This is a genomic window from Quadrisphaera sp. GCM10027208, assembly GCF_042658805.1.
GTDB lineage: Bacteria > Actinomycetota > Actinomycetes > Actinomycetales > SCSIO-59966 > SCSIO-59966.
On record NZ_JBHSRC010000005.1, the window covers coordinates 156,948 to 172,100 of the forward strand.

The 15,153-nt window shown below is 76.0% G+C and carries 9 protein-coding genes; 6 read left to right on the plus strand and 3 right to left on the minus strand.

Annotated features, from left to right (window positions below; genetic code table 11):
- The first annotated feature begins 125 nt into the window (after window positions 1-125).
- Window positions 126-1,622, plus strand: coding sequence for a DEAD/DEAH box helicase (locus ACFP6A_RS10010; RefSeq protein WP_379603371.1), 1,497 nt, complete (start codon window positions 126-128; stop codon window positions 1,620-1,622).
- A 10-nt stretch (window positions 1,623-1,632) separates the two neighbouring features.
- Here the strand turns inward: ACFP6A_RS10010 and ACFP6A_RS10015 are convergent, their stop codons facing one another.
- The gene (locus ACFP6A_RS10015; protein WP_379603372.1) at window positions 1,633-2,922 is read right to left on the minus strand and encodes a hemolysin family protein; all 1,290 of its coding nucleotides are present in this window, start codon (window positions 2,920-2,922) and stop codon (window positions 1,633-1,635) included.
- A gap of 128 nt (window positions 2,923-3,050) precedes the next feature.
- Between ACFP6A_RS10015 and ACFP6A_RS10020 the strand changes: the two genes are divergently transcribed.
- On the plus strand, window positions 3,051-4,238 hold the full coding sequence (locus tag ACFP6A_RS10020; RefSeq protein ID WP_379603373.1) for an acyl-CoA dehydrogenase family protein: 1,188 nt from the start codon (window positions 3,051-3,053) through the stop codon (window positions 4,236-4,238).
- Here ACFP6A_RS10020 and ACFP6A_RS10025 read toward each other — a convergent pair.
- Window positions 4,213-4,971 (minus strand): Crp/Fnr family transcriptional regulator, encoded by a 759-nt coding sequence (locus tag ACFP6A_RS10025; protein WP_379603374.1) that lies wholly within the window; start codon window positions 4,969-4,971, stop codon window positions 4,213-4,215. The genes ACFP6A_RS10020 and ACFP6A_RS10025 overlap by 26 nt on opposite strands.
- Window positions 4,972-5,117: 146 nt before the next feature.
- On the opposite strand from ACFP6A_RS10025, the gene ACFP6A_RS10030 reads away from it, so the two are divergent.
- The 4 genes from ACFP6A_RS10030 to ACFP6A_RS10045 are packed head-to-tail and all read left to right on the plus strand — an operon-like array spanning window position 5,118 to window position 14,518.
- The gene (locus tag ACFP6A_RS10030) at window positions 5,118-5,357 is read left to right on the plus strand and encodes a heavy-metal-associated domain-containing protein (protein ID WP_379603375.1); all 240 of its coding nucleotides are present in this window, start codon (window positions 5,118-5,120) and stop codon (window positions 5,355-5,357) included.
- 9 nt (window positions 5,358-5,366) lie between these two features.
- A complete protein-coding gene (locus ACFP6A_RS10035; RefSeq protein ID WP_379603376.1) occupies window positions 5,367-7,331 on the plus strand; it encodes a heavy metal translocating P-type ATPase in 1,965 nt (654 codons plus the stop codon).
- A complete protein-coding gene (locus tag ACFP6A_RS10040; RefSeq protein WP_379603377.1) occupies window positions 7,264-12,975 on the plus strand; it encodes a carboxyl transferase domain-containing protein in 5,712 nt (1,903 codons plus the stop codon). The genes ACFP6A_RS10035 and ACFP6A_RS10040 overlap by 68 nt, the downstream gene beginning before the upstream one ends.
- 16 nt (window positions 12,976-12,991) lie before the next feature.
- On the plus strand, window positions 12,992-14,518 hold the full coding sequence (locus ACFP6A_RS10045) for an FAD-dependent oxidoreductase (protein WP_379603378.1): 1,527 nt from the start codon (window positions 12,992-12,994) through the stop codon (window positions 14,516-14,518).
- Here the strand turns inward: ACFP6A_RS10045 and ACFP6A_RS10050 are convergent.
- A complete protein-coding gene (locus ACFP6A_RS10050) occupies window positions 14,434-15,090 on the minus strand; it encodes a hypothetical protein (protein WP_379603379.1) in 657 nt (218 codons plus the stop codon). The genes ACFP6A_RS10045 and ACFP6A_RS10050 overlap by 85 nt on opposite strands.
- Between the last annotated feature and the right edge of the window lie 63 nt (window positions 15,091-15,153).

The window sequence follows — 15,153 nt, forward strand, 5'->3', positions numbered from 1 at the left end:
CTGCGAGGCAGCGCCGACCCGGCGCACCCGCCCGTCGTGGAGCTCCCGCCCGGCACCCGCCCTCACCGGCCGTGTCCGTGCCCGTTGCGCGGCGCCCCGACCCTCTGCCCGGAAGGCACCTCCCCTTGACCAGCAGCACGCTGTCCCCTGTTCGCACGTCCCCTCGCAGCACCCGCACTGCTCCCGCCGCCGCTCCCGCCGGGGCCGACGGCTTCACCGCCCTCGGCGTCCCGGCGGCCCTGGCGGCCATCCTCACCGCCCAGGGCATCACCGCCCCGTTCCCGATCCAGGCCGCGACCCTGCCGGACTCCCTGCGCGGCCGTGACGTCCTGGGCCGCGGCCGCACCGGCAGCGGCAAGACCCTCGCCTTCGCCCTGCCGCTCCTCACCCGGCTCACCGCCGGGGGCCGGCGCACCCGCCCCGGCCACCCCCGCGGGCTCGTCCTGGCGCCCACCCGCGAGCTCGTCAACCAGATCACCGCCGTCCTCGAGCCGCTCGCCGCGGTCGCCGGGCTGTCGGTGACCACCGTGTTCGGCGGGGTCTCCCAGCACCGTCAGGTCACCGCCCTGCGCGCCGGCGTGGACATCGTCATCGCCACGCCGGGCCGGCTGGAGGACCTGATGGGCCAGCGGCACATCGCCCTGGACGCCGTCGAGGTCACCGTCCTGGACGAGGCCGACCACATGGCCGACCTCGGCTTCCTGCCCGGGGTCAAGCGGATCCTCGACGCGACCCCGGCGGGCATCCAGCGGCTGCTGTTCTCCGCCACCCTGGACAACGGCGTCGACGTGCTGGTCCGCCGCTACATGCGCGACCCGGTGACGCACTCGGTCGACTCGGCGTCCTCTCCGGTCGCCGGCATGACCCACCACGTCCTGGCGGTGGACGGTCCGGGCGACAAGCGGGACGTCGTCCACGAGCTGGCCGCCGGCACCGGCCGCCGGCTGCTGTTCACCCGCACCAAGCACGCCGCGAAGAAGCTGGCCAAGCAGCTCACCGCGGCCGGCATCCCCGCCGTCGACCTGCACGGCAACCTCTCCCAGAACGCCCGGGAGCGGAACCTGGCGGCGTTCTCCGACGGGGCGGTGCGGGTGCTCGTCGCCACCGACATCGCCGCCCGGGGCATCCACGTGGACGACGTCGAGCTCGTCGTGCACGTCGACCCGCCGGTCGAGCACAAGGCCTACCTGCACCGCTCCGGTCGGACGGCGCGCGCCGGGGCCGGCGGGACGGTCGTCACCGTGATGCTCACCGAGCAGCGCGGCGACGTCCGCACCCTGATGCGTCAGGCCGGGATCACCGCCGAGCACTCCCCGGCCTCGGCCGGGGCGCCGGTGCTGCGCCGCCTGGTCGGCGACCGCGCGGCGCACGTCGAGCCGGCGGCGGCACCGGTGCCGGCAGCCGGGCCGTCGGGTGCTCGCGGCCGGTCCCGCCCCTCCGGCGGTGCCCAGGCCGGCGGCGGCCGGGCCGGGAGTGCTCGGGCCGGTAGCGCTCGGGCCGGTAGCGCTCGGGCCGGGACCCCTCGGTCCGGGACCCCTCGGACCGGGACCCCTCGGACCGGTGGCGCTCCGCGGACGGCGGTCGACGTCTCCCGGGCCGGCGGCCCGCGCCGCGGTCGCTGACCCGCAGACCTCAGTCGGGCCGGGAGACCGGTCGGACGAGCACCCGGGCGACCCGGTAGCCGTCCATCTCGACCACCTCGAGCTCGTGCCCGTCCGCTGTCACCCGGTCCCCGAGGCGGGGCACGCGCCCGAGCCGGTCCATCACGAACCCGCCGACGGTGTCGTAGTCGCCGTCCGGCAGACGCAGGCCCGGCACCGTCTCGTGGACCTCGTCGACCCGGGTGAGCCCGTCCAGCGTCCGGGCGCCCACCGGCGCCGGCGGCGGCACCTCCGGGACCAGGTCGTACTCGTCGCGGATGTCCCCGACGAGCTCCTCGATGAGGTCCTCGAGGGTGACGATCCCCGCCGTCCCGCCGTACTCGTCGACCACGACGGCCAGGTGCGTGCCCGAGGCACGCATCCGGGCCAGCGCCACCAGCGCGTGCATGGACTCGGGCAGCAGCGGCACCTCCCGCACGACGTCACCGACGACCTGGGCGCCGGCGGTCGTGGCTGGGTCGAACAGGTCGCGCACGTGGACGAAGCCGCGGACGTCGTCCGGGGTCGTCCCGATCACGGGGTAGCGGGAGTACGGCCGCCCCCGGCACGTCTCGACCGCCTCGGCCAACGGCAGGTCGGCGGGCAGGAACTCCACCTCGGTCCGCGGCAGCATCACCTCCCGGACGTGCCGGTCACCGGCCTCCAGCACGTCGCCGAGGATCCGGCGCTCGTGCACGGTCAGCGACTGGTGGCCGCGCAGCAGCACCGCCAGCTCCTCCTCGCTGATCTCCTCCCGCTGGGCCGTCGGGTCACCGCCGAGCAGCCGGACGACGACGTCCGTGGACCGGGACAGCAGCCAGATCACCGGGCGCAGCACGGTCGCCAGCAGGTCCAGGGGGATGGCGACGACGAGGGACAGGCCCTCGGGCCGTTGCAGCGCAAGGCGTTTGGGCGCCAGCTCGCCGAAGACCAGCGACAGGTAGGCGATCGCGACGGTGATGACGATGAACGCCACCGTGTCGGCCGCCTCCTGGCCGAGCCCCCAGTCCACGAGGACGGGGGCCAGGTAGGGGGCGAGCGTGACCGCGCCGTAGGAGGCGGAGAAGAACCCCGCCAAGGTGACCCCGATCTGCACGGTCGACAGGAACCGGTTCGCGTCGGCCGCGAGCCGCCCGGCCCGCGCGCCGGCAGCCCCCCGCTCGGCGAGGCGCTCCAGCTGGGTGCTGCGCAGCGACACCAGGGCGATCTCGCTCGCCGCGAAGAAGCCGCCGACGAGGATGAACAGCACGACCATCCCGACGTCGCTCAGGACGCCGTCCACCGGACCCCTCCGTCCCGCACGCTCACCGCGTCAGGATGTCACTCGTCGGCGCCTGACCGGCAGCACGGTCACCCTGCCGGCGGCGCCGGCGGCTAGCCTGCGCCGCACAGCCGTCCCCGGGAGGCCCCGTGACCCAGCCGACGCGACCCCGGCCGGTCGCCCCACTCGACCTGCTCGACGTCGACTCGCTCCTGACCGAGCAGGAGCGGGACGTCCAGCGGACGGTCCGCCGGTTCTGCAGCGACCGGGTCCGGCCCCACGTGGCCGACTGGTTCGCCGCCGGTGACCTGCCGGTCCGCGACCTGGCCCGCGAGATGGGCGGTCTCGGCCTGCTCGGGATGCACCTGCAGGGCTACGGGTGCGCCGGCACCAGCGCCGTCGAGTACGGCCTGGCCTGCCTCGAGCTGGAGGCCGCCGACTCCGGCGTCCGCTCGCTCGTCAGCGTCCAAGGGTCGCTGGCGATGTACGCGCTGCACGCCTACGGCAGCGAGGAGCACAAGCAGGAGTGGCTGCCGCGGATGGCCGCCGGCGAGGCGATCGGCTGCTTCGGCCTCACCGAACCGGACCACGGGTCCGACCCCGGCGGGATGCGGACCCGGGCCCGGCGGGACGGCCCCGACTGGGTGCTCGACGGCACGAAGGCGTGGATCACCAACGGGTCCGTCGCCGACGTCGCCGTGGTGTGGGCCCGCACCGAGGACGGCGTCCGCGGGTTCGTCGTCCCCACCGACACCCCCGGCTTCACCGCGACCCCGGTGCCGCGCAAGCTCTCCCTGCGCGCCTCGGTGACCGCCGAGCTGGCCCTGGACGGCGTGCGGCTGCCCGCCGGCGCCGAGCTGCCCGGCGCCAGGGGTCTGGCCGGGCCGCTGGGCTGTCTCACCGAGGCCCGGTTCGGGATCGTCTTCGGCGCCGTCGGCGCGGCCCGCGACTGCGTGGAGACCGCCCTGGCGTACACCGCGGAGCGGGAGGTGTTCGACCGTCCGCTGGCCGGCTACCAGCTGACCCAGCGCAAGCTCGCCGACATGACCGTGGCCCTCGGCACGTCGATGCTGCTGGCACTGCACCTCGGGCGGTTGAAGGACGCCGGCCGGCTGCGCCCCGAGCAGGTCAGCGTCGGCAAGCTCAACAACGTGCGGGAGGCCCTCGCGGTCGCCCGGGAGGCCCGGACCCTGCTGGGCGCCAACGGCATCACCCTGGACTACCCGGTGATGCGGCACGCCAGCAACCTGGAGTCGGTGCTGACCTACGAGGGCACCTCCGAGGTGCACACCCTCGTCGTCGGGCAGGCCCTCACCGGGCACTCCGCGTTCCGCTGAGCTCCTCCAGCCGGTCACGGTCCAGCACCGCCGTCCACCGACGCCCGGTCTCCACGACACCGTCGGCGACCAGTCGGCTCATCACCCGCGACACCGACTCCGGGGTCGACCCCGTCATCCCGGCCAGGTCGGCGCGGGTGAGCGGCAGCTGCAGCAGCGTCCCGCCGTCGGTGCGTCGCTGACCCACCCGGTCGGCGAGCCGGAGCAGGGTCGCGGCGACCCGTTCGGTGACCGTGCCCGACGCGGACCGGCTCGTGGAGGTGCGGCTGCGCTCGAGCCGGACGGCGACGTCGTCCAGCACCTGCAGGGCGACCGCCGGGTGCTCGGTGAGCACTTGCCGGAAGGCCGCCGGCCCGATCCGCAGCGCGCACACCGTCGTCAGTGCCACCGCGGACTCGGGGTAGCGGGCCTCGCCGTGCACGGTCAGCGAGCCGAACAGGTCACCGGGGACGAGGACGTCGGTGACCACCTCCGCGCCGGACGCAGTGGGCTGGGTCACCTTGACCCGGCCCTCGGCGAGCACGAACAGGTACTCGGCCGGCTCCCCGGCCCGGTAGAGGGCCTCGCCCTGCCCCCAGGCGAGGCTCTTCATCCGCCGGTCGACTCCGGCGAGCTCACCACGGGTCAGGCCGGCGAGCACGGGCACGTGGGCGAGCACCTCGAGCCGCAGCGGCAGCGGGCAGGCGTGCGGCTCGGCGCATACCCGGCGCAGCGGGGCGTGTCGGCGTGCCATCGGCGCCAGCCTAGGGCCGTTCTGCCGCAACCTGACGCACGTCATGGTCGGTGCTCCGGCGAGCTCCTAGCGTCCCGGACGTGCCCCGCGACCGTGCGGGGTCCGGCCCCGACCGGGGCCGTCCGTCCCGCCGGGAGGCAGCTGAGATGACCGCAGTACCCACCACCCCGACCCACACCGTCCTGCGCGCGGAGGGCTTCTCCTGCCCCTCCTGCGTGGCGACGATCGAGAAGCGGCTGCTGCGCCTCGACGGCGTGAGCGCGGCGACCGTCCGGTTCGCCTCCGGGCGGATCGAGGTCGACCACGACCCGCAGCGGGTCCCCGTCGGCGACCTCGTCGCCGAGGTCGCCGACGCCGGCTACCGCGCCGTGCCCGCCGCGTTCTGAGGAGAAGCCGTGCACCCTTCCGCCGCTACCCGCAGCCGGTGGGCCGTTCCCGCGGTCTCCGGTGGCCTCGTCGTCGCCGGCCTGCTGGCCGGTCGAGTCCTGGACCGGCACGCCGTCGAGGACCTGCTCATGGTCACCGCCGCCGTCGTGGCCGGCACGGGGATCGTCCGCGGCGCGGTGCGCGCTCTGCGGGTCCGCACCGTCGGCATCGACCTGCTCGTCTCCGTCGCGGCCGTCGGCGCGGTCCTCATCGGCGAGTACTGGGAGGCCGCCGCGGTGACCGTCCTGTTCGCTGTCGGGCACGCCCTGGAGGCGGCCACCCTGGCCCGCACCCGGTCGGCTCTCGCCGAGCTCGTCGCCGTCGCCCCGGACGTCGCCGTCGTCGTCCGGGACGGCGAGCAGGTACAGGTCCCCGCGCTCGCCGTCCGGCCCGGGGAGAGCGTGCTCGTCAAGAACGGGGCGAAGGTCCCCGTGGACGGCGTCGTGACCGGTGGCTCCGGGGCCGTCGACGAGTCCACCGTCACCGGGGAGTCGATGCCGGTGGAGAAGAGCCGCGGGGACGACGTGTTCGCCGGCACGGTCTCCCGCGGCGGCCTGCTGCAGGTCCGCGCCGTGGGCGTCGGCGCCGACACCACGCTGGCCCGGATCATCCACCGGGTCGAGCAGGCCCAGGACGCTCGCGCCCGCACCCAGGCGTTCATGGACCGGTTCTCGGCCTGGTACACGCCCTCCGTCATCGTCCTGGCCGTCGTGGCCGGCGTGCTGAGCGGTGACGTCGTGCTGGCGCTGACCCTGCTGGTCATCGGCTGCCCCGGTGCCCTTGTCATCTCCGTGCCGGTCGCTGTCGTCGCCGGGATCGGGCGCGGCGCCCGTGACGGCGTCCTGGTCAAGGGCGGGGAGCACCTCGAGACCACCGCCCGGGTGAGCGTGGTCGCGCTCGACAAGACCGGCACCCTGACCGAGGGCCGACCCAGGCTCACCGACGTCGTGGCCGTCGCGCCGGGCGCCGACGAAGACGACGTGCTGCGGTGGGCGGCTCAGGCGGAGGCCGGCTCGGAGCACCCGCTGGCCCGGCCGATCATGGACGCCGCACGCGCCGCGGGACTGCCCGCGCCGACGCTGCCCGAGCAGACCGAGCCCGTCCCCGGGTACGGGGTGGTGGCCGTCGTTGCCGGCCACGCCGTCCTGGTCGGGACCGCGGCGCTGCTGCGTGCCCGAGGGGTCAGCACCGCTGTCGTCGAGCCCTTGCTGGACCGGTTCGCGACGCTCGGCCGCACGCCGGTGGCGGTCGCCGTGGACGGCCAGGTCGTCGGGGTCCTCGCCGTCGCCGACCCGGTCCGGGCCGAGTCGCGACGCGCCGTCCAGCAGCTGCACGCCCTCGGGCTGCGGACCGTCATGCTGACCGGAGACGCTCCGCAGGTGGCGGTAGCCGTCGCCGCGCAGGTGGGGATCGAGGACGTCCGCGCCGGGCTGCTGCCGGAGGCGAAGCTGGACGCCGTCCGAGAGCTGCAGGCCGAGGGGCACGTGGTCGCGATGGTCGGCGACGGGGTGAACGACGCCCCTGCCCTGGCCACCGCAGACGTCGGTGTGGCGATGGGCGCTGCTGGCACCGCGGTGGCGGTGGAGACTGCGGACGTCGCGCTGATGGCGGACGACCTGCTGCGCCTGCCGTACGCGCTCGCCCTGGCCCGGCGCACCGTGCGGGTGCTGCGGCAGAACATCGCCGTGGCCGTGGGCACCGTCGTGGTCCTGCTCGTCGGGGTCCTGGTCGGCGGGGTGACGATGTCCGTCGGCATGCTCGTCCACGAGGTGTCGGTGCTGGCGGTGATCCTTAACGCCATGCGGTTGCTGCGGGGCCGGCCACGCGATACCGGCCTACCGGGCAGTAGTGCCTACGGTGACGCGGGTGAGCCGCACCACCACCACCACGTCCCCGCGCCCCTTGCGCACCGTCGCGATCGTCAACCGCGGTGAGGCCGCGGTCCGCCTCCTGCACGCCGTCCGAGAGCTCAACGCCGCCCGCGGCGAGGACCCCTCGACCCCGCCGGTGCGCACCGTCGCCCTCCACGTCACCGAGGAGGCTGGAGCCCGGTTCGTGCGGGAGGCGGACGCCGGGTACGACCTCGGCCCGGCGGCGGCACGCCCGTACCTCGACCTCGCCGTCCTCGAGCGGGCGCTCACGGCGACCGGGGCGGACGCCGCGTGGGTGGGCTGGGGGTTCGTCGCGGAGGACCCCGCGTTCGCCGAGCTGTGCGACCGGCTCGGTGTCACCTTCGTCGGCCCGGACGCGCAGGCGATGCGCCGGCTCGGCGACAAGATCGGCGCCAAGCTGCTCGCCGAGTCGGTCGGCGTCCCGGTCGCGCCGTGGAGCCGTGGACCCGTCAGCGACCTCGAGCAGGCCCGCGCCGCCGCCGACCGGATCGGCTACCCGCTGGTGCTCAAGGCGACCGCCGGCGGCGGCGGGCGGGGCATCCGCGTCGTCACCACGGACGCCGAGCTCGCCGACGCGTTCGAGCGCACCCGCCAGGAGGCCGCCCGGGCGTTCGGCAGCGACGTCGTCTTCCTCGAGCGGCTCGTCACCGGTGCCCGGCACGTCGAGGTCCAGGTCGTCGCCGACGGCCAGGGCACCGCCTGGGCGCTCGGGGTGCGCGACTGCAGCGTCCAGCGCCGCAACCAGAAGCTGATCGAGGAGTCCTCCTCCCCGGTGCTCCCGGCGGACGCCGACCGCCGGCTGCGCGAGTCCGCCGAGCGGCTCGTCCTGGAGGTCGGCTACCGCGGCGCGGCCACCGTCGAGTTCCTCTACCACCCGGGCGACGGCACCCTCGCCTTCCTCGAGGTGAACACCCGCCTGCAGGTGGAGCACCCGGTGACCGAGCTGACCACCGGGACGGACCTGGTGAAGACCCAGCTGCACGTCGCCGCGGGCGGCCGCCTCGAGGGGGAGCGGCCGAGGGAGGCCGGGCACGCCGTCGAGGCGCGGCTCAACGCTGAGGACCCCGACCGCGACTTCGCCCCCGCCCCCGGCCGGGTCGCCCTGCTGCGGCTGCCCAGCGGGCCGGGCGTACGCGTCGACACCGGCCTGGCCGAGGGGGACACCATCCCGGCCGAGTTCGACTCGATGGTCGCCAAGGTCATCGCCACCGGGCGGGACCGCGGTGAGGCCCTGGCTCGGCTGCGCCGGGCGCTGGCCGACACCCACGTCGTCGTCGAGGGCGGGACGACGAACAAGGGCTTCCTGCTCGACCTGCTCCACCAGCGCGAGGTCGTCGACGGCAGCGCCGACACCGGCTGGATCGACCGCGTCCGCGCCTCCGGACGGCTCGCCTCCACCACCCACGCGGGCGTCGCCGTCGTCGTCGCCGCGATCGAGGTGCACGACCAGGAGGAGGCGCACGAGCGCGCGCACTTCCTCACCACCGCGCACGGTGGACGCCCGCACGTCCGGCACGAGCCGCTGCGAGCCGTCGAGCTGCGGCTGCGCGACCGGCTGCACCGGGTCACCGTCACCCGCCGCGGCCCGACCCGCTACCGGGTCGCCCCGGGGGAGGGGGCGGCACCGGTCGACGTCGGCGTCGAGCGGTTCGACCGCTACACGGCCCGGGTCACGGTCGGGGACAGCGCCTTCCAGGTGGTCAGCGCCACCTACGGCGCCGTGCACACCATCGACGTCGAGGGCGCCGTGCACCGGGTCTGGCGGGACGAGGGCGGGGTCGTGCGCTCCCCGGCACCGGCGCTGGTCGTCGCCACCCCGGTCGGCCCCGGCGACCGGGTCCGGCGCGGCGAGCGGGTGGTCGTGCTCGAGTCGATGAAGATGGAGACCGTCCTGACCGCCCCGCACGACGGGGTGGTGCGGGAGGTCGCCGTCGCCGTGGGCGGGCAGGTCGAGTCCGGGACGCCGCTGCTGCGGCTCGACCCCGACGACCCCGACGCCCCCGACGCCGCTCAGGACCCAGCCGCGCCGCGGCCGGCGGCCGACGTCCCCGAGCCGCTCGGACTGCCCGAGGCGGCGTCGTCCACCGGCGAGGACCCCGCCGCGACCGCGGTGGCGGCGCTGCGCGACCTGCGGGACCTCGTCCTCGGCCACGACCTGCTGCCGGGGGAGCAGGACCGGGCGCTGGCCGCCTACCGGGCGGTCCGCGCCGGCACCGACCCGGTGCCACCGGCGGTCCTGGACGCCGAGGTGGCCCTGCTCGAGGCCTTCGCCGACGTGGCCGAGGTCGCCCGAAACCGGCCCGCCGGGGAGGAGGACGCCGAGACCCGGGTGCACTCCCCGCGCGAGCACCTGCACAGCTACCTGCACAGCCTGGACGCCGAACGGGAGCGGCTGCCGGAGTCGTTCCGGCGCCGACTGGTCCGGGCGCTGGCGCACTACGGGGTCGGTGACCTCGAGCGCACCCCCGCCCTGGAGCAGGCCGTGTACCGGCTCTTCCTGGCCCAGCAGCAGGCCGCGGCACACGCCGGCGCCGTCGCCGCCGTCCTGCAGCAGTGGCTCACCGACCGGGCCCCGGACGGGGTCCGTGCCGAGCGCGTCCACGACGTCCTGGACCACCTGGTGCTCGCCACCCAGCTGCGCCACCCGCTGCTGGGTGACCTGGCCCGCAGCGCCCGGTTCCGGTGGTTCGACCAGCCGCTCGTCGACGCCGCCCGCGCCGACGTGCTCGCCGGCGTCCCCGCCGAGGTCGACGCCCTCGCCGATCCCGAGGCGCCGGACCGGGCCAGACGGATCGACGCCCTGGTCGCCGTGCCGGAGCGGATCGTCGGTGTCCTCGCCCAGCGCCTCGAGCGCGGCGTCCCGGCCCGGGAGCCGATGCTCGAGGTCCTCGTCGGCCGGCACTACCGCGAGCACGACGTCCGCGACCTGCGGGTGCACGACGGCTCCCGGGCCGCGGTGAGCGCCCGGTACACCCTGGACGGCCGGGACACCGTCCTGGTCAGCACCCTGGGGCACGTCGAGGAGCTGGCCCCGGACGCCGGCCCTGGGGCACCGGGCAGGCCGACCAGGCCGGCGCCGTTGGCGCGCGACCTCGCCGACCTGCTGGCCGGCGCCGGGTCAGGCGCCGGGTCAGGCGTCGAGCGGGCCGTCGACCTCTACCTGTACTGGCCGGGGGCCCCCGTGGCGCCGGACGACCTGGCCGACCGGCTGCGTGCCGTGCTCGAGCAGGTCGAGGTCCTGCGGCGGGTCAAGCGGGTGGTCGTCGGGGTGCACCCGGGCGACGGCCGCGACGTCCAGTACCTCACCTACCAGCCCGAGCAGTCCGGCGCCGAGGACGACGACCCCACCCGGACCCTGGTGGAGGACCGGCTGGTCCGCGGCGTGCACCCGATGGTCGCCCGGCGCCTCGACCTGTGGCGGCTGCGGGACTTCGAGGTGACCCGGCTCGAGGCGCCCGGGGACGTCCTGCTGTACCACTGCGTCGCCCCGGACAACCCGTCCGACCAGCGGCTCGTCGCCCTGGCCCAGGTGCGTGAGCTCGTCGTCGTCCGGGACGCCGAGGGCACGGTCACCTCCCTGCCGCACCTCGAGCGGGCGCTGGCCGCCTGCCTCGAGGCGATCCGCGGCGCCCGCAGCGCCCGCGGTCCGGCCGGGTCGCGGCTCGACACCAACCACGTGTGGCTCACCATCTGGCCGGTGCTGGACGCCTCGCTCGAGGAGCTCCTGCCGCTGAAGGAGCGGGTCTCCCCGCTCACCGTCGGCGCCGGGGTCCAGGAGGTCGTCGTCCAGGGCCGGGTCCGGGACGCCGACGGGGGCACCCGCCGGGCCGCCGTCCGGTTCGGCTACCGGCCGGGCACCGGTGTCGTCGCCGACGTCGGTGGGCCGCCGACCCGGCGGCTGGCGCCGCTGGACGGCTACGCGCAGAAGGTGATCCGGGCCCGACGTCGCGGCGCCGTGCACCCCCACGAGCTCGCCGAACGGGTCGCCGGACCCGGCGGGCAGTTCACCGAGTACGACCTCGCCGAGGACGGGGCCACCCTGGTACCCGTCGACCGGCCGAAGGGCCGCAACAGCGCCGGGGTCGTCGTCGGCGTCGCGGTCACCCCCACCGCGCGGCACCCCGAGGGCGTGCGGCGGGTGGTGCTGATGGGCGACCCGACCCGGGCGCTCGGGGCGGTCGCCGAGCCGGAGTGCCGCCGGATCATCGCCGCCCTCGACCTCGCCGAGCGCCTCGACGTGCCGGTGGACTGGTACGCGCTGTCCGCCGGCGCCCGGATCGCGATGGACTCCGGCACCGAGAACATGGACTGGGTGGCCCGGGCGCTGCGGCGCCTGGTCCGGTTCACCCAGGACGGTCGCACCGTCCACGTCGTCGTCGCCGGCATCACCGTCGGCGCCCAGCCGTACTGGAACGCCGAGGCGACGATGCTCATGCACACCAAGGGCATCCTCGTCATGACCCCGGACAGCGCGATGGTGCTGACCGGCAAGCAGTCCCTGGACTTCTCCGGCGGGGTCTCCGCGGAGGACAACGTCGGCATCGGCGGCTACGACCGGGTGATGGGCCCCAACGGGCAGGCGCAGTACTGGGCCCCCGACCTCGGCTCGGCGGTCGACCTGCTGCTCGCCCACCACGAGCACACCTACCGGGCACCCGGCGAGCCCGGGCCCCGGCGCGCGCGGACCACCGACCCGGTGGACCGGGACGTCTGCACCACGCCGCACACCCTGGCGGGCAGCGACTTCGCCACCATCGGCGACGTGTTCTCCGCCGAGCGGAACCCCGAGCGCAAGAAGCCGTTCGACATCCGCACCCTGATGCGGGCCGTGGCGGACGCCGACCAGCCGGTGCTCGAGCGGTGGGCCGACATGGCGGACGCCGAGACGTCCGTCGTCCTGGACGCCTCCCTGGGCGGCTGGCCGGTGTGCCTCGTCGGGATCGAGTCCCACCCGGTCCCGCGGCGCGGGTTCCCGCCCAGCGACGGGCCCGCCACCTGGACCGCGGGCACCCTGTTCCCCCGGTCGTCGAAGAAGACCGCCCGGGCCATCAACGCGGCCAGCGGCAACCGGCCCGTCGTCGTGCTGGCGAACCTGTCGGGCTTCGACGGCTCCCCGGAGTCCATGCGCAACCTGCAGCTCGAGTACGGCGCCGAGATCGGCCGGGCGGTCGTCAACTTCGACGGCCCGATCGTGTTCTGCGTGGTGTCCCGGTACCACGGCGGCGCGTTCGTCGTGTTCTCCAAGGCGCTCAACGACGCGATGACCGTGCTGGCCGTCGAGGGGTCCTACGCCTCGGTCATCGGCGGGGCCCCCGCGGCGGCGGTCGTCTTCGCCGGGGAGGTGGACGCCCGCACCGCCGCGGACCCGCGGGTGCGGGCGCTGGAGGAGCGGCTCGCCGCCGCCGACGACGCGGCCCGCGCGGGCCTGCTCGCCGAGCTGGACGCCGTGCGCTCGGCCGTGCGCACCGAGCGGCTGGCCGAGGTCGCCGCCGAGTTCGACCGCGTGCACAGCATCCACCGCGCCGTCCAGGTCGGGTCCGTCGACGAGGTCATCGCCCCGCACGAGCTGCGGCCCCGGCTGGTCGCCGCCGTCGAGGCCGGGCTGGCCCGCTGCGGGCGAGGTGCGCCGCCAGACGGCGCGGGGCAGGGTGGGGACAGGACGGCCCGCGCCGGGCGGGCCGGCTGACGACGACGAGGTCCCGATGAGCACACCGACCACCGGCCGGCACGTGTCCCCGTGGGTCGCCACCGCGACCCGCCCCGACCTCGGGGACACGACGTTCCGCCCGGGCCACGCCGACGTCGTCGTCCTCGGCGCCGGGGTCGCCGGTCTCACCACCGCGCTGCTGGTCCAGCGCGCGGGCAGGCAGGTGACCCTGCTGGACGCCGGCCTCGTCGGGCACGGCGTCACCGGGCACTCCACGGTCAAGGTGACCGTCGGGCAGGGCACCGTGCTCGGCAGCATCAGCGACCGGCTCGGCGAGGACGCCGCACGGACCTACGCCGACGCCAACCAGGCCGGGCTGGCCACCGTGCGCTCCCTGGTCGAGGAGCACGGGATCGACTGCGACCTGGAGGTGGCGCCGCACGTCGTCTGGACGGCCGAGCCGGACCGGGTGGCCGCCCTGGAGCGGGAGGCCGACCTCGCCCGCCGGTTCGGGCTGCCGGCCCGGCTCACCGGCGACGTGCCGCTGCCGTTCGCCGTCCGGGCGGCGGTGGCCTTCGACGACCAGGTGGCCCTGCACCCGGTGGCCTACCTGTACGGGCTGGCCGCCGCCTTCGTCGCCGCCGGCGGAACCCTCCTCGAGGGCACCCGGGCCACCGGGGTCAGCGACGACGCCCCCTGCGTGGTCACCACCGAGCGCGGCGACCTGACCGCCGAGCAGGTCGTCGTCGCCACCCACTACCCGGTGCTCGACCGCGGGATGCACTTCGCGCGGCTGTCGCACAAGCGCGCCTACGGGGTGGCGCTGGCGCTGCCCGAGGACGTCGTCGCCGGGATGACCATCTCCGTGGACTCGCCGAGCCGGTCCACCCGGACCGCCCGCCTGGACGGCGAGCGGCTGCTCGTCGTCGTGGGGGAGAGCCACCCGGTCGGTCACGACCGGGACACCGCGGCGCGGTGGCGCACGCTGGCCGACTGGGGCCGCGAGCACCTCGGCGCCGGCCCGGTCCGCTACCGCTGGGCGACCCAGGACCTCACCAGCCTGGACGAGATGCCCTACGTCGGCTGGCTGACCCCCGGCACCGAGCGGCTGCTCACCGCGACCGGCTTCGCCGGCTGGGGGATGACCAACGGGACCGCGGCCGCCGTCCTGCTCACCGACCTGCTGCTTGACCAGGAGAACCCGTGGGCGCAGGCGTGGGACGCCCGGCGGATCAACCTGGCCGCGACCGCGAGCCGCCTCGCCCGGCAGAACCTGCACGTCGGTCAGCGGTTCGTCACCGACCGGGCGACCACCCGCGACGCTCGCTCCCCGGCGGACCTCGCGCCCGGCGAGGCCGCCGTGCTACGCCTCGGGCGCAGCCCCGCCGCCTGCTACCGGGACGAGGACGGCCTGCTGCACAGCGTCTCCGCCCGGTGCACGCACCTGGGCTGCTACGTCTCCTGGAACGACGGTGAGCGCAGCTGGGACTGCCCCTGTCACGGCTCCCGGTTCGACCCCACCGGTGCGGTGCTCCACGGGCCGGCGGTGGAGCCGCTGGCGCCGGTCGACCCGGCCGGCTGAGCGGCGTCCCGGACCTCGGTGACGGTCCGGATCCCGCACTCGAGCAGCTCGGTGAGCACGGCGTCCCGGCGCGCGGGGCTCAGCCCGGCCGCGGCGCAGCCGACGGCGCTCACCGCCCGCACCGCGGGCCCCTCGGCGTACAGCAGGTCCCGCAGCCGTCGCGCGCCGGAGACCGGCCCACCGGCCGGGCGCCGGCGGCGGACCGCCCGCAGCCGGCGGGCGGCGCGCGCCTGGTGCCACTCCAGCACGGTGCCGCGCAGACCGTGCCGGGAGGCCACCGTGAGCAGGTCCACCACCAGCCGCGGCGCGCAGGCCGGGTCGTCCGTGGTGCAGCCCACCACGCGCGGCACGAGCGGGACCAGGCCGGCTCTCGCCGCGTCACTGACCATGTCGTTGACCATCCGGGCCAGCTCGGCGAGCAGCGGGTGGGTGCACCGCGGCTGGTCGCTGAACGGCTCGCCGGCCAGCACCGACGCGTACTCCATGAAGCAGGCACCCTCGGTGGGGTCGTCGTGGCTGCCGCGCAGCAGCCGGGGCAGACCGTCGGGGACCTGGGACTGCGTGACCGTCATGGCTCGACCTCCGTCGCCTCGCCCGACGGTAGGCACGCCGGGTGCCGTCGGACAAGAGGTGCA